16 protein-coding genes, 1 tRNA gene and 1 pseudogene are annotated in these 22,682 nt (G+C 62.2%); 7 read left to right on the top strand and 11 right to left on the bottom strand.

All coding sequences use genetic code 11. The features are described from left to right. Positions 1 to 5 precede the first annotated feature (5 nt). The 4 genes from BG22_RS03920 to BG22_RS03935 all read right to left on the bottom strand — a co-directional run bounded on the left by BG22_RS03920 (position 6) and on the right by BG22_RS03935 (position 3,240). Positions 6 to 1,862 carry a long-chain fatty acid--CoA ligase gene (locus BG22_RS03920; RefSeq protein WP_140493449.1) on the bottom strand — a complete coding sequence of 619 codons (1,857 nt, stop codon included), beginning with the start codon at positions 1,860 to 1,862 and terminating at the stop codon, positions 6 to 8. A gap of 174 nt (positions 1,863 to 2,036) precedes the next feature. Then, on the bottom strand, positions 2,037 to 2,462 hold the full coding sequence (locus BG22_RS03925; RefSeq protein ID WP_140493452.1) for a nucleoside 2-deoxyribosyltransferase: 426 nt from the start codon (positions 2,460 to 2,462) through the stop codon (positions 2,037 to 2,039). 121 nt (positions 2,463 to 2,583) lie between these two features. Beyond that, positions 2,584 to 2,988 (bottom strand): GNAT family N-acetyltransferase, encoded by a 405-nt coding sequence (locus tag BG22_RS03930; protein ID WP_181163363.1) that lies wholly within the window; start codon positions 2,986 to 2,988, stop codon positions 2,584 to 2,586. A 179-nt stretch (positions 2,989 to 3,167) separates the two neighbouring features. Further along, a tRNA-Arg gene (locus BG22_RS03935) sits at positions 3,168 to 3,240 on the bottom strand. Positions 3,241 to 3,567: 327 nt separating this feature from the next. Here BG22_RS03935 and BG22_RS03940 point away from each other — a divergent pair. Then, on the top strand, positions 3,568 to 4,686 hold the full coding sequence (locus tag BG22_RS03940; RefSeq protein WP_140493459.1) for an endonuclease/exonuclease/phosphatase family protein: 1,119 nt from the start codon (positions 3,568 to 3,570) through the stop codon (positions 4,684 to 4,686). 38 nt (positions 4,687 to 4,724) lie between these two features. Here BG22_RS03940 and BG22_RS03945 read toward each other — a convergent pair whose 3' ends face one another. Together BG22_RS03945 and BG22_RS03950 are read right to left on the bottom strand one after the other, a co-directional pair. After that, positions 4,725 to 5,693, bottom strand: a complete 969-nt coding sequence (locus BG22_RS03945) for a Ppx/GppA phosphatase family protein (protein WP_140493462.1) — start codon at positions 5,691 to 5,693, stop codon at positions 4,725 to 4,727. A 98-nt stretch (positions 5,694 to 5,791) separates the two neighbouring features. After that, positions 5,792 to 7,000, bottom strand: coding sequence for a pyridoxal phosphate-dependent aminotransferase (locus BG22_RS03950; protein ID WP_140493465.1), 1,209 nt, complete (start codon positions 6,998 to 7,000; stop codon positions 5,792 to 5,794). A gap of 276 nt (positions 7,001 to 7,276) precedes the next feature. On the opposite strand from BG22_RS03950, the gene BG22_RS03955 reads away from it, so the two are divergent. Next, complete coding sequence (locus tag BG22_RS03955) at positions 7,277 to 8,332, top strand: Gfo/Idh/MocA family protein (protein ID WP_140493468.1); 1,056 nt, start codon at positions 7,277 to 7,279, stop codon at positions 8,330 to 8,332. A 148-nt stretch (positions 8,333 to 8,480) separates the two neighbouring features. Here the strand turns inward: BG22_RS03955 and BG22_RS03960 are convergent. Further along, positions 8,481 to 8,930 (bottom strand): annotated as a pseudogene (locus BG22_RS03960) (very short patch repair endonuclease); the annotation flags it as partial. A 70-nt stretch (positions 8,931 to 9,000) separates the two neighbouring features. On the opposite strand from BG22_RS03960, the gene BG22_RS03965 reads away from it, so the two are divergent. After that, complete coding sequence (locus BG22_RS03965) at positions 9,001 to 9,480, top strand: GNAT family N-acetyltransferase (protein ID WP_140493471.1); 480 nt, start codon at positions 9,001 to 9,003, stop codon at positions 9,478 to 9,480. Between the two features lie 81 nt (positions 9,481 to 9,561). On the opposite strand, the gene BG22_RS03970 is transcribed toward BG22_RS03965, so the two are convergent. Continuing rightward, a complete protein-coding gene (locus BG22_RS03970) occupies positions 9,562 to 13,824 on the bottom strand; it encodes a DEAD/DEAH box helicase (protein ID WP_140493474.1) in 4,263 nt (1,420 codons plus the stop codon). Positions 13,825 to 13,906: 82 nt separating this feature from the next. Between BG22_RS03970 and BG22_RS03975 the strand changes: the two genes are divergently transcribed. The 3 genes from BG22_RS03975 to dapD all read left to right on the top strand — a co-directional run bounded on the left by BG22_RS03975 (position 13,907) and on the right by dapD (position 16,417). Next, the gene (locus tag BG22_RS03975; protein WP_094666908.1) at positions 13,907 to 15,007 is read left to right on the top strand and encodes a YafY family protein; all 1,101 of its coding nucleotides are present in this window, start codon (positions 13,907 to 13,909) and stop codon (positions 15,005 to 15,007) included. A 73-nt stretch (positions 15,008 to 15,080) separates the two neighbouring features. Next, positions 15,081 to 15,269, top strand: coding sequence for a hypothetical protein (locus BG22_RS03980; RefSeq protein WP_094666909.1), 189 nt, complete (start codon positions 15,081 to 15,083; stop codon positions 15,267 to 15,269). A 128-nt stretch (positions 15,270 to 15,397) separates the two neighbouring features. After that, positions 15,398 to 16,417, top strand: a complete 1,020-nt coding sequence (gene dapD / locus BG22_RS03985) for a 2,3,4,5-tetrahydropyridine-2,6-dicarboxylate N-succinyltransferase (RefSeq protein ID WP_094666910.1) — start codon at positions 15,398 to 15,400, stop codon at positions 16,415 to 16,417. Between the two features lie 67 nt (positions 16,418 to 16,484). Here dapD and BG22_RS03990 read toward each other — a convergent pair whose 3' ends face one another. The 3 genes from BG22_RS03990 to BG22_RS04000 all read right to left on the bottom strand — a co-directional run bounded on the left by BG22_RS03990 (position 16,485) and on the right by BG22_RS04000 (position 20,175). Beyond that, a complete protein-coding gene (locus BG22_RS03990) occupies positions 16,485 to 17,777 on the bottom strand; it encodes a citrate synthase (RefSeq protein WP_094666911.1) in 1,293 nt (430 codons plus the stop codon). Positions 17,778 to 18,113: 336 nt separating this feature from the next. Then, positions 18,114 to 18,896 (bottom strand): type I methionyl aminopeptidase, encoded by a 783-nt coding sequence (gene map, locus BG22_RS03995; protein WP_140493477.1) that lies wholly within the window; start codon positions 18,894 to 18,896, stop codon positions 18,114 to 18,116. 238 nt (positions 18,897 to 19,134) lie between these two features. After that, complete coding sequence (locus BG22_RS04000) at positions 19,135 to 20,175, bottom strand: HdeD family acid-resistance protein (RefSeq protein ID WP_140493504.1); 1,041 nt, start codon at positions 20,173 to 20,175, stop codon at positions 19,135 to 19,137. A 282-nt stretch (positions 20,176 to 20,457) separates the two neighbouring features. On the opposite strand from BG22_RS04000, the gene BG22_RS04005 reads away from it, so the two are divergent. Further along, on the top strand, positions 20,458 to 22,641 hold the full coding sequence (locus BG22_RS04005; protein ID WP_094666913.1) for a M13 family metallopeptidase: 2,184 nt from the start codon (positions 20,458 to 20,460) through the stop codon (positions 22,639 to 22,641). Positions 22,642 to 22,682 lie beyond the last annotated feature (41 nt).

Genomic DNA, 22,682 nt, shown 5'->3' on the forward strand with positions numbered 1-22,682 from the left:
GGCCGTTACTTCTTCAGCGGGACGTAGATGACGTTGTCGATGAGCTCCTGGTAGTGCTTGACGATCTGCGCGCGACGGGTCTTGAGGCTCGGGGTGAGCATGCCATTGGCCTCGGTGAACTCATCCGGAAGGATCTCGAACTTGCGGATGGATTCGGCGCGCGAGACGCCTTCGTTGGCCGCGTTCACCGCACGCTCAACTTCGGCATGCACGATCGCGTTGCCGGCCAGTGCGGCCAGATTCGGTTCCGGCTTGGCACCCTGCGCCTCCAGCCACGCATTGGCGTCGGCGAAGTCCAGCGTTACCAGGGCGGCAACGAACGGCTTCTTGTCTCCGATGACGAGGCACTGGTTCACCACCGGCGAGGTCATCACGGAAGCCTCCAGCAGACCCGGCGACACGTTCTTGCCTCCGGCGGTGATGATGAGGTCCTTCTTGCGACCGGTGATGGAGATGAACCCCTCCTCATCGATGTCGCCCAGATCGCCGGTGTGCAGCCAGCCGTCGGTGATCTGCTGCTCGGTGACCTCGGGGTTGTTGTGGTAGCCCTTGCACACCAGCGGCCCCTTGACCACCAGCTCGCCGTCCTCGGCGATGCCCGCCGTGATGCCGCACATCGGCATGCCGATCGTGCCGATGTGGTTGTTCTCCGGCAGGCTCACGCACACCGGACCGCAGGTTTCGGTCATACCATAGCCCTCAAGCACCGGCATGCCGATGCCGTTGAAGAAGTGGGAGAGCTCGGAATCCATGGGCGCGCCACCAGTGATGGCGAAATCGGCGTTCGGCCCGAAAATGGTGCGAATCTTCTTGTACACCACCTGCTCGTAGAAGGCGTGGGCGATGCGGCCGGCCAGCGGAAGCTTCTCGCCACGCTGCTCGGCCTTGGACCATGCACGGGCGTTCTCGGCGGCACGGGCGAACATCTTGCCGGCGAACCCGGTACCGGCACGCTGGGATGCGGCGTTGTACACCTTCTCGTACACACGCGGCACAGCGAGCAGCAGCGTGGGACCGAAGGTCTCGAAGTCCTTGACCATGGTCTTCATGTTGGAGCTCAACGCCAAGGAAATGGTACCGGCGAAGCTGAAGAACTCCATGAACCGGGCGAACACATGGCTCAACGGCAGGAACAGCAGCAGTCGGCGGTCGGGCCATGCGCCGGCGCGCGGCATGTACTGCAGTGCGGACAGCACGAGGAACGCGAAGTTGCCGTGACTGAGCTCCACGCCCTTCGGCGTGCCAGTGGAGCCGGACGTGTAGACGATGGTGGCGAGGTCATCGCCATGCGACGCCTCCTTGTACTCCCAGAATTCCGCGTCGGTCACGCTCTCGCCATAGGTCTTGATGGCGCCAAGGCCTCCGGCCTCGATCACGAACACGTTGCGCAGGGTCGGCACCTCGTCACGCACGGATTCGATCTTGTCGCGCTGGCCATCATCCTCCGCAATGGCGATGGTCACCTGCGAGTCGTTGAAAATCCAGCTGACCTGGCTGGCGGAGTTGGTCTCGTACACCGGCACGGTGAGCGCGCCGATGGACATGATAGCGACATCCAAGGCCGCCCATTCCCACCGGGTACGGGACACGATGGCCACCGCATCGCCCTTCTTGACGCCCAGCCCGATCAGACCCTTGGCCAAGCCGATGACCATGTCACGGAACACCTGGGCGCTGTACGGATGCCATGCGCCATCCTCGCCTTTGTATTCGATCATGGCGCCTTCCGGATCGCGCTTGGCACGTCGGTCGAGCAAATCGAACAGATTGATATCGCTGTCGATCGGCTCCTTGACAGGGTTGGTGAACTGCTTGACAATCGTGGTCTCATTCATTGCCACATCAGCGATGTTTTCGGTCATACATCTATGTAACCGCATCGATGATACAAATGGCCACACACCCTCGACAATATGGGCAGCCAATGGGCAACCAACCAGAGCCGGACGCCGGGCAGATCTCCATCGGTTCCGGCATCGGCTCCTTCGTCGGCTCCGATGCCAGAACCTGCCAGAACCGACGATCCGGCTCCGCCATCAGAACTGGATATAGTCGACTTCCTCGTGTTCTCCGGTCTCCAGGAATTTCGCCACGTCCTCAGGACCGGCAAACACCATCTTGACCGCCTGCGCCACCATCAGGTTCACGCGATCCATCGGCGTGAGGTTCTCGAAGTAGCCGTACACCGGCAGACCCAACGCATAGGCGTATCCGATTTCGAACATCGTGCCGGGGTCCTCGTCCATGAGGTTGGCGATCACCGCCCGGGAACTGTTGATGCCACGGATATCGTCAGCGAAGCACCCCTCCGGCCCGACATCCTCGATCTGGCTGGCGAACCGAGGCTTGAACAGCTTGCGGCCATGCTCTTCCAGCACCTTCTCCAGACGTTCCATACTCGCCGTCTGCTCGGGATCGAAGAACGGACCGGCAACGTAATAGTCATAATCCTTATCGCTCATGGCTTCCAGTCATACCGCAGCACCGACGAGCACCGCATGCTTAGTTCGGTGTATGGACAAGATATCACCATGTGAACAATTTCGGGCGTGTTCCACGGTCTCGTCGCATAATGCCCGGCAATCACCCACGATTGACGATCTGCATGGCACGACCATCCTCCATGAGGTGGAATCCATGACGCTGATAGAACGGCGCGTTCTTGCTCTCCTCGGGCATGACCTCAAGGAACAGGTAATCGTGGTACTTGGTCTTGACCATCTCCACCAGATGACCACCGACGCCATGGCCATGGTATGCCGGGTCCACCAGCACCCAGTGCATGTACGCCACCATTTCGGTATCGTCCAACACACGCACCAGCCCCACCAGATGTTCCCCGTCCCATGCGCTGATGACCGTGTCCGAATGCAGGAGCGCTTTGAACAGACGGTCCGGGTAGTTCGCCGATTCCCATCCGACCGAACGGAACAACGCCTGTGCCTGATCGACCGTGAATCGTTTGTCTTCCGTGTATTCGATAGCCATGCGTCCAAGACTATCCGCATGCGCCTTCCGCATGTCTCCACGGTTCATATGACGGATTGCCTGCCGTACTGCCATTGGAGGAACGGCATGAATAGCCCCGCGGCACTTCACGCAGGGCAGAACAGCCCGGTTCTCCACGCATGCCCCGAGCATCACTGCACGGCGACAGACCGACGCAGTGCCCGAGATCGGATTCGAACCGACGACACCCGCTTTAGGAGAGCGGTGCTCTATCCACTGAGCTACCCGGGCAACGACGTTCCATTGTACACGGCCCGTGCCCCAAGCTCGCCGCATATGGCCGAGCGACGTCGCGAAACCGGCGCGACCGTATCGAACACCTTGTGCCGGTTATGTGCGAACTCAAGCCGATGCCGCCGGAATACGGCCGATCCGCAAGGCCTGCACGGTACAGTGACAACGCATATGCCGAGCCATGCCGGGCCGACTATGCCGGACCGGGCCAAGTCGACTAAACCAAGCCGACTCAGCCAAGCCAAACGACGGGCATCGGACCATACCGGCGCTCATTAAGCCAAGATGCAACGAACCAGCCGAGACACACCGAAGGGAATCGATATGACGAAACGGGCCACAGCGAACGGCGCTTCGGGAAACGGCCGCGCCGCCGGACGTCCCGCTTCCCGGTCGCCTCGAACACCATCATCCGCACGCGGCGGCAACGCCAAAACCACCCGCAAGCCCCATCGGATTCTGGGATTACTGGCGGGACTATGCGCATTTGCGGCCCTGATCTGCACCGCACTGCGCGCGCTGCCGGGCGATTTGCAGGAACTGCCGTATGTACCGGTCGTCGTGTCCGCCACCCCGTGGTTCGCGCTGATCGCACTGCTCGCACTGTTGGCGGCAATCGTCTCGCGCCGCGTGGTCGCCGCACTGATCGCCATCGCCGCGATCGGATTGAACGGCTACTGGCAGTACCCGTTCTTCTACTCCCCCACGCCACTGGTGCAGGCTGCGCAGAACGCGGTGGCCGCGGCCGAACCGGACACCACCGACGGGTTCGCCCGCGTGATGACCTTCAACGTGTACAAGGGGCAGGCCGACCCGCAGGCCATCGTGAATCTGGTGAGCGACCAGCGCGTGGAGGTGCTGGCGTTGCAGGAAACCACCGATGACTTCGTCAAACGGCTCAAGCAGGCCGGCATCGAGCATTACCTGCCGTATTCGCAGGTCTCCTCGTCCGACGGTGTGTTCGGCAACGGCCTGTGGTCGGCCACACCGCTGACCGAGCCGGCCGATGACGATGTGAACTCCAGTGCATCGTTCATGCCCGGCGGCACGGTGGATCTGGGCGGCAATCAGATTCGATTCGTCTCCGTGCACACCACGGCGCCGGTACCGGGACACTGGCGCAAATGGAAGCGCTCCCTGGACGAACTGGGGCTGATGCGCGGGCACACCGACGTCCGCTACATATTCATGGGCGATTTCAACGCCACGTACGACCACACGCCGTTCCGCGAGTTCCTGGGCGACCGGTTCCGGGACGCCACACGCGAATCCGGTCACGGGTTCACGTTCTCATGGCCGACGAACCGCACCGGCATACCGATGTTCGCCGGCATCGACCATGTGGTGCTGGATCAGGGCATGACGGCCGGCCAGTGCAAAGTGGTGCAGGTGGAGGGTTCCGACCACGCCGCGCTGCTGGCTACCGTGGATGTGACGCGGTAGCGACACCATAGCGCCCCACGCCAGAAGCCCGCCATCAATCAGAAGCCCAGACGGGTGCGGCCGAACTGGTCGAGCCAGCGTAGGATTGCGCCTTCGCGCAGGGCCCACGGGCAAATCTCGACCTCTTGGATGTTGAGTGCCTTCATGATCTCGTCGGCCACGACGGCGCCGCCCACGATCTGCATCGTGCGTTCCGGGGTGATGCCGGGCAGGGCGACGCGCTGCTCGGGCGCAATCGCCGCAAGACGGGGAATCCAATCCTCAAGCTGCTCGCGGGTCATGAACCACGTATCCTCGCGGCCGGGCTGGCGAATCACGGCACCGCACAGGCGTGCCAGTGAGCGGAAGGTCTTGGATGTACCCACCGCATGATTCGGGTGCTTGGACTGCGGGAACACCTTGACCATCGGCTCCAGAATGCCGCGCACGCCCTTGCGCACCTCCTCCAGCTCCTCCGGCGTGGCGACGCCCGTGGGAAGGAACTCGGTGGTGACGCGTCCGGCGCCGGCCGGCACGGACAGGGCCACGGTAGGCTCCTCGTCGGAGCCCATCGCCACCTCAAGCGATCCGCCGCCGATGTCCAGCACGAGCAACCGTCCGGCGTCCCAGCCATACCAGCGTCGCGCGGCGAGGAAGGTCAGACGGGCCTCGTCGGTACCGGACAGCACGGTGACACCCTGACCGATGCGCTCCTCGATCTTGTGAATCACCTTGTTGCCGTTCGGTGCCTCCCGCAGCGCTGACGTGGCCATGGCCAGCAGCTGGGTGATCTCATACTCCTCGGCAAGCCTCATGCACTGGTCGACGGCCTCGAGAATCGCCTCGACGCCGGCCTTCTTGATGGAGCCGTCCTCCTTGAGGTACTTCATCAGTCGCACGGTGGATTTGGTGCTGGCCTCCGGATCGGGGCGCGCGCCGGGAGCGGCGTCCACGATGAGCATATGGATGGTGTTGGAACCGATATCGAGCACACCGAGTCGCGTGGTGTGGGAACGCAAATTGACCATAATCCTTGACCTTAGCACCTACCAACGGCGCGGACGGCCCGAGCGGTTCCGCACCGCCGCCGAACCCGGCCTAGCAAGGCTCCGTCGATGCCCTCCTTTCAGACGAGCTGCGCGACGAACCGGCCGAGGCGCTCCAGCCCCTCGGTGAGCGCCTCGCGCGAGGCCGCATAGCTCAGACGCACATGCGTATCCGCCGTGGCGGCGCCGAAGTCACGGCCAGGCGTCAACGCCACATGGGCCTCGTCCAACGCTCGCTCGCAGAACGTCCACGCATCCAATCCGGTGCGTTCGATGTTGAAATAGGCGTAGAACGCGCCGTTCGGCTCCACCTCGACCGGCAGGCCGATGCGCTTGAGGCCATCGATGACGATGCGGCGACGGGCCAGCAGCTCCCGCCGTCGGGCCTCGCACTCCGCAAGGCTTTCCTCGGTGAAGCAGGCAAGCGCCGCGTGCTGGGTTGGCGTGTGCGCACACAGGTAATAATTGGTGGCCAGATCATCCACCGCCTCAAGCACGGTGGGGTCGTCCGGCAGAATCGCCCAGCCGAGCCGCCAGCCGGTCATGCCGAAGAACTTGGAGAAGCTGTTGCATACGATGGCGCCCGGATCGCAGGCGAGCACGGACCTGACCTCGGTGCCGTCCGGTTCGCGATCGGCGAGATCGAGGTAGGTCTCGTCCACGATGCGCCAGGCGCGGCGTTCGGCGGCCAGACGGCAGACCTCGTCCAGTACGGCGAAATCGATGGTGGTGCCGGTGGGGTTCGATGGCGAGGTGATCATCACGGCCTTGGTCCTGTCCGTCCAATACCGCCTGCACAGCTCGGCATTGAGGTGGAACCGTGTGGCCGCTGAAGTGGGGACGTCGATCACGTTGCCCTCGAACGAACGCACCAGCTCGCGGTTGCACGGATAGGATGGGTCGGCCACGATCACATCGTCACCGGTATCCACGGTGAGGGCGGTGGCGAGCAGTAGGGCCGCCGAACCGCCGGCGGTGACGCAGATGCGTTTGGGATCGATGTCGAGGTCATGCCGTTCGCGGTAGAAATCGGCGATGGCCTGACGCAGTTCGGGCAGGCCCATGGCCGCGGTGTACGGCAGCGCGCGGCCGTCGTACTGCTCGCGCATGGCGTCGCGCACGGCGGGCGGCGCACCGAAATCCGGCTCGCCAAGACTCAACTTGATGACGCTGATGCCGTGGGCGATCATGGTGTCCGCCTTCTCGCCGAACACCATGGCGCGGAAGGGATTGATCTCGCGCGCACGGCGGGACATGACCGGGAGCTGCTGCACTGCTTCGTTTTCCATATCTCGGTTCTATCCGCCTGTTGGGACAAGGTCCACGGCCGGGTACGGCGAAGTCCGCCGCAAGCGCAGCAAGGGTCACGATACGACCCGCGACGACGCCCACAATACGCGCAGCACGGTTCACAGCAAGACCAGCGGCAATCCCCTCCCCTGACCCTCCTATCATCAATTCCCCTATAATCATCAGTGGGTAGGTCAATTGATTGAACCAATAATCGGAACCGATGATCCCGGCATTCAATTCCGGTAGCCATCCCGACATTCAAGGAGGAACACATGAGCAGGTTCAATGGCAGACGCGCCGAATTCGAGTCCAGTGGAGCGCGAATCAACGTCGCGATCCTGGGTGCTGGACGCATCGCCCACACCATGGCCGCTACCCTGTCCAGGATGGCCGGGGACTCCCGTTACGCTTCATGGATTCACCCGTATGCGGTGGCCGCGCGTGACGCGGACCGCGCGCGAGCGTTCGCGGACCAGTGGAACCTGGATAAGTCGTACGGCTCATATGAGGAGCTGGTCGAGGACCCGGACGTGGATCTGGTGTATATCGCCACTCCGCACAGCCTGCATGCCGAGCAGGCGATCCTATGCATGAGGGCCGGCAAGAACGTGCTGGTGGAGAAGTCGTTCACCGCCAATGCGGCACAGGCCCGCGAGGCGCTGGCCGTAGCCAAGGAGACCGGCCTGCTGTGCACCGAGGCCATCTGGACGCGGTACATGCCCAGCCGGTCCCTGATCAACGGCATCATCGATTCCGGTGAAATCGGCGAAGTCAGGTCGGCGAGCGCCAACCTGTGCTATCCGGTGGCCGACAAGGCGCGCATGACCGATCCGGCCTGCGCGGGCGGCGCGCTCCTGGACGTGGGCGTCTATCCGCTGAACTTCCTTGACATGGCCGTGGGCTCCGAACACGGGCGCACGCTCGATCGCTTCGACACCTCGATGACGCCATGGGAGACCGGCGTGGACGCGCAGAATTCCACCACGCTGTACTACGACGACGGCACGATGGCCGTGTCCTCCAGCTCGATGCTGGTGGCCTCCGATCGCGGCGGCTATGTCTGGGGCACCGAGGGCTATCTGGTGGTGCGGAACATCAACAACCCCGAAGGCATCGACGTATACGACGGCGACCACCGGCTGGTACGCCACGTTGATGTTCCCGCGCAACTGACCGGTTATGAGTACGAGGTGGCGGACGCCGCCGAAGCGCTGCTGGACGGCAAGATCGAATGCTCGGCGATGCCCCATGCGGACACCATCCGCATCATGGAGCTCATGGATACGATTCGCGACCGTTGGGGTCTGAAGTTCCCGTTTGAGCGGTGAGCCGCCGCCCGTCTTCGGGGTCTTCGGTGCCTCCTGCGTTTTCGGGGCCTGCTGGGCCTCCTACGTTTTCGGCGCGCTCGGAGTCTCTGGAAACTCCGGCGTTTTCGGCGCGTTCGGGTGTTTCGAGGTCTTTGACGTTTTCGGGAGCTTCGACGTTTTCAGCGTCTCCGACGATCTGGTCATACAGCCGCGCGAGCCTGTCCGCCCGTGCGGCTTTCGTCAATTCGCATTCCCATACGGTGATCACCCGCCAGCCAGCCGTCTCCAGCGCGGCATGTTGTGCAAGGTCCCGTTCATGGTTGCGCATGAGCTTGGCTTGCCAGAATTCCACGTTCGATTTGGGCATGGAGTGTTTCGCGCACCCCTCGTGCATGTGCCAGAAGCATCCGTTGACGAACACGACGGTGCGGTATTTGGGCAGTACCACGTCCGGGTGGCCCGGATACCGCTTGTCATTCTTCCGAAATCGCAGGCCACGCCGGAACAGGTAGCTGCGCACCAGCACCTCGATCGAGGTGTCCTTGCCGCGGATGTGCGACATGGTATAGGAACGGGTGCCCCTCTCGTATTTCTCCGACTGCTGTTTCCTGCGATTCACGTCCCCCACACTACCGTGCGTCTCAACCGGGCGGATCATGCAGAATGCCGTTGGCTCTATAATCCCGGTTATGAGCGATATGACGATTCGTCAGGCCACGACGGCCGACATGCCCCGGATTGACGATCTGCTGTTCCAGGTGGCCGAGGTGCATCACCAGGGCCGTCCGGACCTGTTCAAGGGCGGCGCCAAGAAATACACCGATGATGAACTGGCCGGTATCCTGGCCGATGATTCCCGACCGGTCTTCGTGGCAGTCGACGCCGACGGCCGGGTGGTGGGCTACGCGTTCTGCATCTTCCAGCAGCATCCGAACAACCATGTGCTCACGGATATCAAGACCCTGTATATCGACGACCTGTGCGTGGACGAACAGGCGCGCGGCACGCATGTGGGGTCCGCGCTCTATCGCTACATGCTTGATTTCGCACGGCGATCGGGATGCTACAACGTGACGCTCAACGTCTGGTCGTGCAATCCCGGTGCGCAGGCCTTCTACGAGCATATGGGACTGACCCCGTACCGCATCGGCATGGAACAGATCTTGTGAGCGGGCTGTGCGGCCGTAATAATCACACAGCCGCACAATCTCACACCATCAGATAGCCAATAGTCATACTGCGCGACCTCATCATCCCAGCAGATCGAGCAGATCGTCCCTGGTCAGGGTGGCGATGGAAGCGGGTGCCGCTTCGGCGTTCGATTCCAGGGCGAACGACGGATCGGTGAACTGCCGGGCGAGTTCGCTCTTGGTGTGCTGCAGTTCGAGGATGCGCTCCTCGATGGTGTCCTTGGCCACCACCTGATACACGTTGACATCCTGGGTTTGGCCGATGCGGTGGGCACGGTCGGTGGCCTGCTCCTGCGCTGCGGCGTTCCACCACGGATCGGCGTGGATCACCACGCTCGCACCGGTCAGATTCAGGCCCGTGTTGCCTGCCTTCAGCGAGATCAGGAAGGCAGGAGTGTCGTCCGCGTTGAATCGGTCCACCAGTTCGAGGCGCTGCTTTTTGGGCGTGGAACCGGTGATGGTGTAGTACCGCAGCCCCTGCGTATCGAACCGCTGGGCGATAAGCCCCAGGAAACTGGTGAACTGCGAGAAGACCAACGCCTTCTTGCCCTCATTCATGCAGGTTTCCACCAGTTCGACGATGGCGGCCAGCTTGGCCGACTGATTCTTGGCATCCGCGTAGAGCAGCCGTGGATCGCAGCAAATCTGGCGCAGTCGTGTCAGTTCGGCGAGAATACGAATCTTCGAGGTGTTGAAGTCGTTCTGATCGCTATGTTCGAGCTGCATCCGGAGACGCTGCTCGTGGGCGGCGTAGAGCTTACGCTGCTCGCCTTCCAGCTGCACGGTCAGCACGGTTTCCATCTTGTCCGGCAGATCGGTAAGCACCTGCGTTTTGAGCCGTCGTTTGATGAATACGCCCACCAACGACTGCAACCGATGCGCCACTCTCGCCGACTCGGGATTGACCTGTGCTGCGGCACGCCCCTCCTCAGTGGTCGTATCCGCCGCACGGCCGTTGGCGATGGGCAGCTCATACCGCTCCCGGAACCGCTTATACGAGCCGAGCAGACCGGGCATGAGGAAGTCGAAGATGCTCCACAACTCGGACAGCCGGTTTTCGATCGGCGTGCCGGTCAAGGCGAATCGATGGTCCGCAGCCACCGACTTCACCGCCTTGGCGATCTTGGTGGTGTGATTCTTGATGTATTGAGCCTCATCCAACGCCATCACCATGAACCGACGCTGGGCGGCCGACGATTGGACATCCAACGACCGAGCATCCGACGATTCGTCCACTGATTGAACGTCCACCGATAGCTGACTTGACTGCTGGCCTGGCTGCCAGCCTTGCGCCGAGTCCAGTCCCATAGAACCGTCCACCGCAGTGTAATCATCGACGTCCCGCCGAAGCAGATCGTACGAGGTGATCAGCACGGTAGGCTTATCCGAACCGAATGCACGGGCTATGGCCGCCCGGCGTTCGGACTTGGAGCCGGCAACCACCACGGCATGAAGCCCCGGCGCGAATTTGCCGAATTCGGCCGCCCAATTGTAGACCAGCGACGCCGGGCACACGATCAATGACGGGCTTGCCGAAGCGGTGATCTGATAGCGGGAGAGCAGCAGCGTGATCAACTGCACGGACTTGCCCAATCCCATCTCATCGGCGAGGATGCCGCCGAAGCCTTTGTCACACAGCGTGCTCAGCCATTGGAACCCCTCGACCTGATAGGGACGCAATACGGCCTTGAGCCCGTCCGGCACCGCATAGGAGCGTGGGTCGATGACCTTCATGTCATCGATGTAGTCCGTGAACGAGGAGTCCTTGACCACGTCCGATCCGTCATCCGGCAGTTCTCCGTCCAGCAGGAACGCCTGACCGCCAGGCAGGGTGATCAACCCGGAGTTAAGGTCATCCTCGCTGAGGTCGAAATCACGCGCGAGCTTGTCCAACGTGTCCAGCCGGGCTCCACCGAGCTTGACAAGCGTGCCATCCTTCAGCTGGTGGTACTGCTGTCTGCGTCGATACGACGCCAGCAACGCGCCGACCTCATCCGGCGGCACTTCATCGGCGATGGGCGAGATCTCCACCAGATTGCCCTTGATCGACAGCCCCACCTTGACGCTGGGCGTGGCGGGAGACACCAGCCGGTCAAAGGCCGGCGTGGTGAACACCTTGCCCATGTCATGCAATGCCGGCAAACCTTCGTCGAACAGGCGAACCAGCTGCGTGGTGTCGTCCCGGTTGATAACGGCCGCTCTGGACGAGGAGGCAGCGCCGGAAAACGCGCCGCGTCCTCTTCTGCTCGTTCTTCGCGCCGTCTCGGACATCATCGCGCGAGCATCCGGCATGGTGAAGAACTCACGCACCACGTCCAATGCCAGATGTTCCGTATCGAAATCACGTCCGAGCACCACGCGGGGTTCACCGTCGCCACCGGCATGCGAACGGTCTGCGCCGGGAATCGGTTCGGCAGGCCCGGCCGGCAGCAACGGCACCACCGTATCGTCGTATCGGGCCTTGACCTCGCACTGCACGCCATGTTCATCTCGGTCCAGATAGAATTGCGGCTCACAATTCACCGGCTGCAACGACACCAACTCCCGCGGCAGCTCGCCGGACTCCAGCAGCCCCGCCCCCACCAATCGGGGCAACAGCGTACGGGCGAACAAGGCGATGTCATCCCCCGCAATGACCTGCCCCGGCGAATCCGGAACGAAGAGCTCGCCCAACAGTCCCGCCAGCGGCTTCAATGGTTGCGGGCATCGCACGAACCGGCATCCTGCCGCACTGATTCTCTGCGATTCGGCCATCATGGCTGATACCGCCCTTGGCACGGATTCCGGGGGCGACAGCAACAGCCAGACATGCTCGGCACCCTCGATCACTGTTTCGATCGAGGGGGTGCCGATAAGCAGATATCCCGCATCCGACCCATACAACTTGAAATCCCGCCGCTCAATGCGCATGGTGAACACGGTCTCCCCGTCCTCCACCGGCACGGTTGCCGGCTGGGAGGAGAACCATGTGTCCAGAACCAGCCTCACATTGGCCCCCGCACGGGAATCCAACAGTTCCGAGACCTCGGCCGACGAGAGGGTCAAGTGCCGGTCGATGGCGATATGGCCGTAGTACCGGTCCTGCTGTTCGGCGGCCTGACGAATGGCGATGGCTGATTTCAACAGTCCCAGCAACGAACGCGACTGTGCGTCGAACATGTCCGGCGTATGGGTGAACGCAAGTTTCTGCCCATAGCTCACATATGAGCCTTCCACAATCGCCGTCACGAATTGAGGAATCGATTTCAGCACATAGTCCGCCCCATTGGATGACGAACCGATCTTGAATTCCACGCTCCACACGCCGTCGATGAATCTCAGTATCGGGGTGAGACGCACCTGTCCGGGAGCCACGGTCTCCGGCATGCCGCGATACCCGTCCGAACCGGTTCCCGACCGGACGCGGCCTCCCGAAGCTCCGGAGGTATGCGCGGACCGTCCACCGTGCTCCCTCAATCGCTGCATCATCGCGGACCTGCGTCGCGACTTGGCTCGGGCATCCCGCTTGTCCATGCGCTCCATATAGGCGAGCAAGGCCCGAGATGGGCGCACGGCCCCCGCCCGGTATCCGGAGAACCGTTGCGGTTCGTCGCAGAACGCCAAGGCGAGCGCCGCCATGTGCTTGCACATGCCATAGCCCCGCCCATAAGCCGGGCATGTGCAGCTGCCGCCGTTCACCTCACCGGTATCCAGATCGAATTGCACATCGGTGCGGTACCGGCTGCCGGGACTCGTCACGCCACGCAACACAGCATCAAGCTCTCCATATCGGGCACGATCGTTGTCCCGATAGGCGGGTTCGAGCATCAGGGTGTCAGCCATGCGCACGATGCCGCGAGCACGGTCCATCACCGCGTTCGAAACCGAGGTGGTCACATCACGACGCAACTCGGCGAAAGGTATCTGTCGAGACACATGCGGAGTCGAATCATCGTCGTCCCCATCGCCGAACCAGACGCCACGCCCCTGACGATACGGCACCACAGCATCCTTGGAGGAAAGGCTGCCGCCGGCACCGAACGCCACCTCGCCCGACTCATCACCAAAGGCATAACCATCATCATCGCCCGGACCGAACTTCCATGGGTCCCGTCGGCGCAGACGATGCCCCCACACGGCTCCCGATTCCTCCGAATCGGCATCGTAACCGTCCACATCCATGGAATCGCCGCCGTCCAGGACCTCGTCATCGGAGTCATATGCACCACGACCACGCCGGACTCGGCTGGTCCCGCCATCGACGGCATACGAATCACCGTCATAGAGGTCGTCGCCGGACGAGTCATCGGAGACATGCCCGAATACGCCATACCGTTTGACCATGAGGCATCTCTCCTTTCGATCCTCCGCATCGGCACAGGCCCAACATTCCCATCCTAGACGAATGACGCGGTAGCCTTGAGTTATGGATGACGACATCGCCACGAAGCGCAAGACCTATGCCGGCAACGCCGCACTCGACGTCTTCGAGGTGCTGTGGCGCCACACCTACTTCGGTCACGGTCTGACCGTGCGCCAGATTCGCGACGAACTTGGGCGCATGCACCAATACGCCGACCCCGGCGAACTGCCCACGGAGAAAACAGTGCGTAACCAGTTGAGGAAGCTGGCCGCCACCCGTTTTCTCGGTCGCACCATAGGGCATCTCGACGAGAGCGATCTGGATGGCGTAGAATGCGCCGACCCACAGCCGGGCTGGTACATGGACGCCTTCCTCTCCACGGCCGAGATGCGTCTTCTGGCCGACAGTCTGACGCTGTCGCGCATCAGTCTGGATACGTTGGATGATCTGGTGGGCAAAATCCGGGAACTGGCCGGCGCCGCCGGAGCCGGCATCGACTATCTCGGCCATGTCGCCACCTACACGCACATCAATGGCGAATTCCTGTCCACCATCGACCAGCTCAACCAGGCCATCGAGGACGGCCATGGCGTGACCTTCCAATACCGTGACTACGGCCCCGACGGCACGCTGGTACCACATGCAAGCCGCACCGGCGCGGGCAGCACCTACATCGCAGACCCCTACCAGATGGTGTACAAAAACGGCCGCTACTACCTCATCTGCCATCTCCATGGCGAGGACAAGCTGCGTATTTTCGTGGTCAACCGCATCACGAACGTGAGCACGAAAGGACGGACCGGCACGGTTCCGCTGGAACGCCCCGCGCCGGAAGGGTTCGACGCCGTGAACTTCATGAGGCACCGGCCCTATCCCGTCGCCGACGACCCCGTACGCATCCGCATGCGCATTCGGGATACGTCCATGCTCAACAACGTGTTCGAATGGTTCGATGACCCGCATATCATGCAATCGCCGGACGGCAAGCAGTTCGATGTGACGGTGGAATCCCCGGAACGCGCGGTGTTCTGGTGGGCGCTGCAATATTCGTGGGACGGCCGTGTGACGATTCTCGAGCCCGATTCGCTCAAACGCAAACTGTTCGACGCCGGTACGCGCATGGCCCGGACCTACGATCCCAAATCCACAGACCAATCCCACTGACGGCAGGTCTGCGACGAACACGATTATTGCGATTATCGCGATAAGCGCAATAATCGCAACGTCTATCACCGGCATGGCCATAACCATCGGCAGCGAGTTCGGCATCATATCTGGTGCTGCCAGTATCACCGACGTCATTGCGGACGGCAACGTCCCCATTATCGTCCCCATCAACGTGCATGCCACCGACATGTTCCACCTCCTCTCGATTCCGACCGGCATCGCGTCCCGTTATTGTCTCATCGACCAAACAAGTCGGTAAATTTTTACCGAACGCCACGGAGACAAGCCATTCCCGAGCAATTCGGGCCGGTCTAACCAGACATGCGGCTATCGTGGAAACCATTGACCGCCTTACCTGGCAGGCAAACAAACAACGAAGGAGCAAGCATGAGCGAAGCGCGTACCGCATGGGGATGGGGTCTGGCCAGCATTGACGCCGCCGGCACCGTTCTGGACGTCTGGTACCCCGAATTGACGCTGGGCCCGGCACCGGCCGAGGCCGACCGTCCGAATCACGATTTCGGCACCTTGGCCAGCACCGAGGCGGATGCCCGCGGCGTTCGCCGTACCCCGGTGTTCACCATCAGCCAGCTGGACGAGCCGATTGCCGACGCCGCCGACGCCTACCTCAGGCTGCACCTGCTGAGCATGCGTCTAGCCAAGCCGAACACCTTGAATCTGGACGGCATCTTCGCCCAGCTCAACAACGTGGTGTGGACCAACTACGGTCCGTTCGCCGTGGAGGACTTCTCGCTCAGAAAGGCGGATGTGGAACGCGCCGTCACGGACGCCGCCCTGGCCTTCGCATCTCAGGCCGGTCTGCCGGCCGCTGCCCCCGCAGCTACCGTGAACGTCTTCGGCGTGGACAAGTTCCCGCGCATGATCGACTACGTGGTGCCCACCGGTGTGCGCATCGGCGATGCCGACCGCGTTCGTCTCGGCGCCTACCTGTCCGAAGGCACCACGGTGATGCACGCCGGCTTCGTGAACTTCAACGCCGGCACGCTTGGCGTCTCCATGGTCGAAGGCCGCGTCTCCCAAGGCGTGGTGGTCGGCAACGGCTCCGATATCGGCGGCGGCGCCTCCATCATGGGTACGCTTTCCGGCGGCGGCAAGCTCCGCAACTCCATCGGCGAGCACTCGCTGCTCGGCGCCAACGCCGGCATCGGCATCTCTCTGGGCGACAACTGCGTCGTCGAAGCCGGCCTCTACGTCACAGCCGGCACCAAGATCACCGTCTGGGACAAGGCCAAAGCCGCCGCCGGCGAACCACTCGACGTGGTCAAGGGCGCCGATCTTTCCGGCAAGGACAACATCCTCTTCATCCGCAACTCGGTCAGCGGCCGTATCGAGGCCCGCTACCGGAAGGTGGGCATTGAGCTTAACGCCAAGTTGCATAAGAACTGACATAGTCAGTTCTTATGCAACCATTATGAGTGGGGCCTCTCCTTGAAAAGAGAGGCCCCACTGGCGTCTAGCGCTCCTCCAGCGGCACGTAGTCACGCTGGACGGGGCCAGTGTAGACCTGCCGCGGACGTCCGATCTTGGTGTTCGGATCGGCCAACATCTCGCGGTACTGGGCAATCCAACCGGGGATGCGGCCAAGTGCGAACAGCGTGGTGAACATGGCCGGGTCGAAGCCGATGGCACGGTAGATGAGTCCCGTGTAGAAATCCACGTTCGGGTACAGGTTGCGTGAGACGAAGTAATCGTCGTGCAGAGCGATATCCTCAAGCTCGGTGGCCACGTCGAACAGCGCACGCTCGTCGCTGGGCAACTTCTGCGTGTCCTCGCGCTCCATGATCTTCTCCAGATACTGCTTCGCGATGGCGGCACGAGGATCATAGGACTTGTACACGCGATGCCCCAGACCGGAGATCTTCTGACCGTTCTCCTTGGCCTCACGCACGAACTCGGCCACGGACTTACCGGAGTCGCGAATCGCCTTGAGCTGGCGGAGCACCGCCTCGTTCGCGCCACCGTGCAACGGGCCGGACAGGGCGTTCACGCCGGCGGCGATCGCGGAATACAGGTTGGCATGCGCCGAACCGGCGATACGCACGACGGATGTGGAGCAGTTCTGCTCATGGTCGGCGTGGATGATCAGCAGCCGGCCCAGCGCATGCACATACAGCGGGTCGGATTCGAACGGCTCGTACGGCACCGCGAAGCACATCCGCAGGAAATCGTCCACATAGCCGCGCGCGTAATCGGGGTACAGCATCGGCTCATCACGGCGACGACGGAAGATGTACGACACAATCGTGCGGACCTTGGCCATGATGATGACCGCGGCCTCATCAAGCTGGTCGGAATCGTTGATGTCCGTGGTGTCCGGGTAGAACGTGGCCAGCGCGTTGATGGCGGAGGCGAGCACGCTCATCGGATGAGCGGTGCGCGGGAACGAACCCATGAACGTACGGAAGTCCTCGCCCACCATCGTACGGTGGTTGATGTCGGAGACGAACCGGTCGTACTGCTCCTTGTTCGGCAGCTCGCCGTGACGCAGCAGCCAAGCCACCTCCAGGAAATCGGACTGGTCGCACAGCTGCTCGATCGGATAGCCACGGTACCGCAGGATGGAATGCTTGCCGTCAATGAACGTGATCTTCGACTCGCATTGCGCCGTTGTGAGGAATCCGGGGTCGAGCGTAACCCAGCCGTCATTGCGCAGCGTGGAGACCACGATGCCGTCCGGCCCGGCGCTGGCCTTGACCACCGGCAGGGTGTATTTGCTGTCGTCCACATTCAGCTGGGCTGTTGCCATACTTACGCTCCCCTATCTACGGACCGCATACATACGGCCTTCTCAAAAGTACGGCTCACTATATGGCATGCGTGTTTCAAGGCAAATCACCGTCTCAAAAACGCGGGAACAGCATTACATCCCTTCGCCAACACCCTCTCGCCCGTCGTCATCGACCGGGCACCGCAACCCCACGCCTCCCCACGGTGTAGGGATTGTCCCACGGTGTAGGGAACGAAAAACCGACCATCCCGCCAAAACCGCGGAAATAAGCCATTCCTCTTCCCTACATCATGGGGCAATCCCTACATCATGGGATGCTCCCTACACCGTGGGGTAAGCGACCTGCCCCGGCGATTACAGATTGCTGCGATCGGTGAGGATGATCGGGCCGTCCTCCGTGATGGCGATGGTGTGCTCGGAATGGGCACCGCGAGAGCCGTCCTGGGAACGCAGGGTCCAACCGTCCTTGGAATCCTGGTAGATCTCGTCCGTGGTCTTGAGGAACCATGGCTCGATGGCGATGACCAGGCCGTCACGCAGCTTGTAGCCGTGGTGCGCCTTGCCGTCGTTGGGCACATGCGGGTCGCCGTGCATGATGTGTCCCACACCGTGACCGCCGAACTCGAGGTTGATCGGGTAGCCGTATTCACGGGCGATGTCGCCGATGGTGGAGGAAATGTCACCAAGGCGGTTGCCGGGCTTGGCCACGTCGATGGCGGCGGCGAGCGCCTCCTGCGTGCACTTGATGAGTCGCAGATCCTCCGGATCGGGATCGTTGCCCACTACGAAGCTCACGGCGGAGTCGGCTACCCAGCCGTCCACGCTGATCGCCAGGTCGAGGGACACCAGATCGCCGTCCTTGAGGCTGTAGTCGTACGGGATACCGTGGAGTACGGCGTCGTTGACGGAGGTGCAGATGTAATGGGCGAACGGGCCGGTGCCGAAGTCCGGCGCATAATCCACATAGCAGGATTCGGCGCCCTTGCGGTCCACGATCTTCTTGTGGACGAATTCGTCGATCTCCAGCAGGTTGGTGCCCACCTTGGTGGTCTCCTGCAGTTCCTTGAGAATGCCGGCAACGAAACGGCCCGCAGGCTTCATTTCCTCGATTTCACGAGGGGTTTTCAATTCGATCATAAGGTTCTTTCTACCTATGGCTCTTGACGTCTTGTTGACAATCGTTCTCAATGATAGACCGCACCGGCGTCATTGCCGGGCATCGAACCTCTTTTCGCAACACGAAAAAGCACATCTTAGGTACATATGTCGTTTCTTGGGCAGGCGTCAGCCGGACAAAGACGCCTGAAGGTCATATTTCTTCACCCAAGCTCAGCGGGCACCTACCCAAGAAACGACACATGTATCTAAGAAACGATCACCGCGCCCGCTTGCCAAACGTGAAGGCACGAATCACGGCGGTGACGCCCATGACTACCATCGCGCAACCGCCGAACACGACCATGAACACGGTGGAGCTCAGCGGGCTCATCAATACCACGAATCCGGCGATGATGGAAATGATCGCGTAGGCGACCGCCCAACCGGAATGCGGGATGCGCCACGATTCGACCAGCGCCATCACACCTTCCATGATCCAACCGAAACCAACCATCAGGGTGATGAGCAGCGCCAGAGTCTGACCGGTCAGCCCATAATTGCGCACCACCACGACGCCGCCGAAAGTGAGCAGGATGCCCACCAACACGTCCAACACACGCCAGCCGCCTGGTAGTCCCGGTTCGACCAGGGCGCTCACGATGCGCACCACACCGGATATCACGAAGTACACGCCCAGCAGCAGCGCGGCCAACGCCAGCGTTTTGGTCGGCGCGAACAGCAACGCCAATCCGAGCGCGATGGCGGCGACGCCCACCACGCCGTAGATCACGCGAATCGTGGTCTTGGCCTTTTGCGGCAGCCATTCCTCGATAAGACGGAACGGATTGAAATCACCGGAATACCAACCCGGCCCCGGCTGAGCAGAACCATTGCCGAACGCGAACGGCCCGGCGAATCCGTTGGGAGCACCGAACGGATTCTCCCCCTGACCACCCTGTGCACCGGACTGCCCCGTCTGGCCATACGCAGGATTCTGGCCGTACTGCCAAGCGCTCTGACCATTGGGATTGGTGGCGTATGGGCCATAGTAGGGCTGCTGGCCTTGGGACCCAGAACCGTACTGGCCGTCCTGGCCGTACGGGCCGTATTGGGCGCCGGGCATGCCGCCCTGCTGACCCTGCGGCACATATCCCGCATCCGGCTGGGCGCCCGACTGCTGCCCACCCGGCTGCTGCGGCGGGTATTGACCGCCGTGGTTGGTGTCATACGCGCCGTATTGCGGCTGGGCCGGCTGGCCCGTCGCGTTCGGCTGGCTGCTCGCGTTCGATTGGTCGCTCGCGTTCGGCTGGCCGTTCATATCCGCCTGACCGTTCGCGTTCTGCTGCCCGCCAGCCGCGTTCTGCCGTCCTTCCGCATTCTGCTGAGCCTCAAACGGATTCTGCCGGTTCATGCCGTCGTTCGGATCGCTCATCATCGCTCCTTACCTGCATCCATCGCTTGTTTCAGCATCTATTTTAGGCATGATGCCTAATTCACACCATCGGCAGAACTAGGCACTTTGCCTATATATTCAACGGCAATCAGCCCACAGCCGATTCGCCGCCCGGCGCTTCTCCCCCACGCCGATTAGGCTGGTGGCATGACCAACGCACACGAAACACTGAAGTCGGGCATCGACCCGGCATCGTTCTCCACCGTCATCAAGCCGGTCAACGACCTGTTCCGCTATGTCAACGGACCGTGGATCGACACCTACCGCCTGCCGGACGATCGTTCCCGCTACGGCTCCTTCGACAAGCTCGCCGAGGACGCCGAAAACCAGGTGCGCGACATCCTCGAGGACGACGACTGCCCCGCCGCCAAATCGCAGGCCCTGTACCGTTCCTTCCTTAACACCGCGGCCATTGACGCGGCCGGCATCGCACCGATCAAAGCCGATCTGGACGCCATCGACCAGGCCAGCGACAAGGCGGAGTTCACCCGTACGCTCGGCCGTCTCAACACCAACAGCGCGGATGTGTTCGACACGGCCGTCTATGGCGACCCGGGCAATCCGGACCTCAACATCCTGCATATCGAGCAGGCCGGCATCCTGCTGCCGGACGAGGCGTACTACCGCGAGGACCACTACGCGCCGGTGCGCGAGGCGTACGTGACCATGGTCGCCACGCAGCTCGTCAACGCCGGGTACGCACCGGCCGCCGAAGCCAACCCCAACCAGGGCGACGACCTGCCTCAGCAGCCGGGCGACGAGACCGACGAGCCGGCCCTCCCCACCCCGAGCGAGGAGGCTTTGGACATGGCCCGCCGCTTCCTCGCCGTCGAGACGAGGATCGCCGCGAACCATTGGGACAACGTGGCCACCCGCGATTCGGTGAAGACCTACAACCCGACCGATTACGCCGATCTGGCGAACTCCCTGAAGCACTTCGACCTGGATGCCTGGATCGACGAGTTCCAGCGCGCCTATGACGCGACGCCGGCCGCCAAGGCGCAGCCGCTCGATCTCCGCGCGACGTTCGCGCATGTAATCGTGCATGAGCCGAGCTTCCTGACCGGCATCGACGAGTTCTGGGCGAACGCCGACCTCGACGACCTGAAACTGTGGGCTCGCGTGCATCTGATTGTCGGCGCCGCATCCTATCTGTCGCGCGAGTTCGACAGAACCAACTTCGACTTCTTCGGCAAGGTGCTGTCCGGCGCGAAGAAGCAGCGCGACCGGTGGAAGCGCGGTGTGAGCCTCGTCAACGGCATCTGCGGTGAGGACGTCGGCCGTGAGTACGTGCGCCGGCATTTCCCGGAGAGCTCGAAGCTCCGTATGGAGCAGCTGGTTGCGAACCTCATCGACGCCTACCGCGTCTCGATCTCGAACTCCGACTGGCTGGGCGAAAGCACCAAGGCCAAGGCGCTGGAGAAGCTGTCCAAGTTCACGCCGAAGATCGGATACACGAACCATTGGCGCGACTACACGGCGCTGGACGTGCACGCCGAATCGGTACTCGCCGAAAACATGAAGGCCGCGGCCCTGTACGAGCTCGGCTATCAGTGGGAGAAGGTCGGCAAGCCGGTTGACAGGGACGAGTGGCTGATGAACCCGCAGACGGTGAACGCCTATTACGAGCCGACGATGAACGTGATCGTCTTCCCCGCCGCGATTCTGCAGCCCCCGTTCTTCGATCCGGACGCCGACGACGCGGCCAACTATGGCGGTATCGGCGCTGTGATCGGCCACGAGATCGGCCACGGTTTCGACGATCAGGGCTCCCAGTACGACGGCGACGGCAAGCTCAACAATTGGTGGACCGACGAGGATCGCAAGCACTTCGAGGCCCGCACCAAGGCGCTCATCGAGCAGTACAACGGCTTCGTGCCGCTGCAGCTTGCCGAAAAGTACGCCGATGAGCCCGACAAGGCGCCGCATGTCAACGGCGCGTTGACCATCGGCGAAAACATCGGCGATCTGGGCGGCGTGAACATCGCGCTTAAGGCGTATGCGTTCGCGCTCGGCAAGCAGTCCGGCAAGACCGACGCCGAGGTCGAAGCGGACGGCTCTCCGGCCGCCATCAAGGCGTTGCTCGACACCGCCTCCGACATGGACGGGTTCACCGGTCTGCAGCGCTTCTTCCTGAGCTACGCTTCGATCTGGCGCACCAAGAACCGTGACGAGCTGGCCGAGCAGTACCTGCAGATCGACCCACACTCCCCCGCCGAATTCCGCACGAACGGCATCGCCAGCAACGTGGATCTCTTCTACGACGCCTTCGGCGTGACCAAGGATGACGCTATGTGGCTCGACCCTGCCGACCGCGTGCGCATCTGGTAGTACGGAAACCCTAGCGCGGATTCCGGAGGACTCCGTGCAAC

This window comes from Bifidobacterium sp. UTBIF-78 (assembly GCF_006408945.1).
GTDB lineage: Bacteria > Actinomycetota > Actinomycetes > Actinomycetales > Bifidobacteriaceae > Bifidobacterium > Bifidobacterium myosotis.

Excerpts from the sequence above, each read along its gene's own strand:
- BG22_RS03920 (WP_140493449.1), bottom strand. The coding sequence starts at position 1,862 with ATGACCGAAAACATCGCTGATGTGGCAATGAATGAGACCACGATTGTC.
- BG22_RS03925 (WP_140493452.1), bottom strand. The coding sequence starts at position 2,462 with ATGAGCGATAAGGATTATGACTATTACGTTGCCGGTCCGTTCTTCGAT.
- BG22_RS04000 (WP_140493504.1), bottom strand. The coding sequence starts at position 20,175 with ATGAACGGCCAGCCGAACGCGAGCGACCAATCGAACGCGAGCAGCCAG.
- dapD (WP_094666910.1), top strand. The coding sequence starts at position 15,398 with ATGAGCGAAGCGCGTACCGCATGGGGATGGGGTCTGGCCAGCATTGAC.
- BG22_RS03950 (WP_140493465.1), bottom strand. The coding sequence starts at position 7,000 with ATGGAAAACGAAGCAGTGCAGCAGCTCCCGGTCATGTCCCGCCGTGCG.
- BG22_RS03930 (WP_181163363.1), bottom strand. The coding sequence starts at position 2,988 with ATGGCTATCGAATACACGGAAGACAAACGATTCACGGTCGATCAGGCA.
- map (WP_140493477.1), bottom strand. The coding sequence starts at position 18,896 with ATGATCGAATTGAAAACCCCTCGTGAAATCGAGGAAATGAAGCCTGCG.
- BG22_RS04005 (WP_094666913.1), top strand. The coding sequence starts at position 20,458 with ATGACCAACGCACACGAAACACTGAAGTCGGGCATCGACCCGGCATCG.
- BG22_RS03945 (WP_140493462.1), bottom strand. The coding sequence starts at position 5,693 with ATGGTCAATTTGCGTTCCCACACCACGCGACTCGGTGTGCTCGATATC.
- BG22_RS03980 (WP_094666909.1), top strand. The coding sequence starts at position 15,081 with ATGGCCATAACCATCGGCAGCGAGTTCGGCATCATATCTGGTGCTGCC.
- BG22_RS03940 (WP_140493459.1), top strand. The coding sequence starts at position 3,568 with ATGACGAAACGGGCCACAGCGAACGGCGCTTCGGGAAACGGCCGCGCC.
- BG22_RS03955 (WP_140493468.1), top strand. The coding sequence starts at position 7,277 with ATGAGCAGGTTCAATGGCAGACGCGCCGAATTCGAGTCCAGTGGAGCG.
- BG22_RS03990 (WP_094666911.1), bottom strand. The coding sequence starts at position 17,777 with ATGGCAACAGCCCAGCTGAATGTGGACGACAGCAAATACACCCTGCCG.
- BG22_RS03965 (WP_140493471.1), top strand. The coding sequence starts at position 9,001 with ATGAGCGATATGACGATTCGTCAGGCCACGACGGCCGACATGCCCCGG.
- BG22_RS03975 (WP_094666908.1), top strand. The coding sequence starts at position 13,907 with ATGGATGACGACATCGCCACGAAGCGCAAGACCTATGCCGGCAACGCC.
- BG22_RS03970 (WP_140493474.1), bottom strand. The coding sequence starts at position 13,824 with ATGGTCAAACGGTATGGCGTATTCGGGCATGTCTCCGATGACTCGTCC.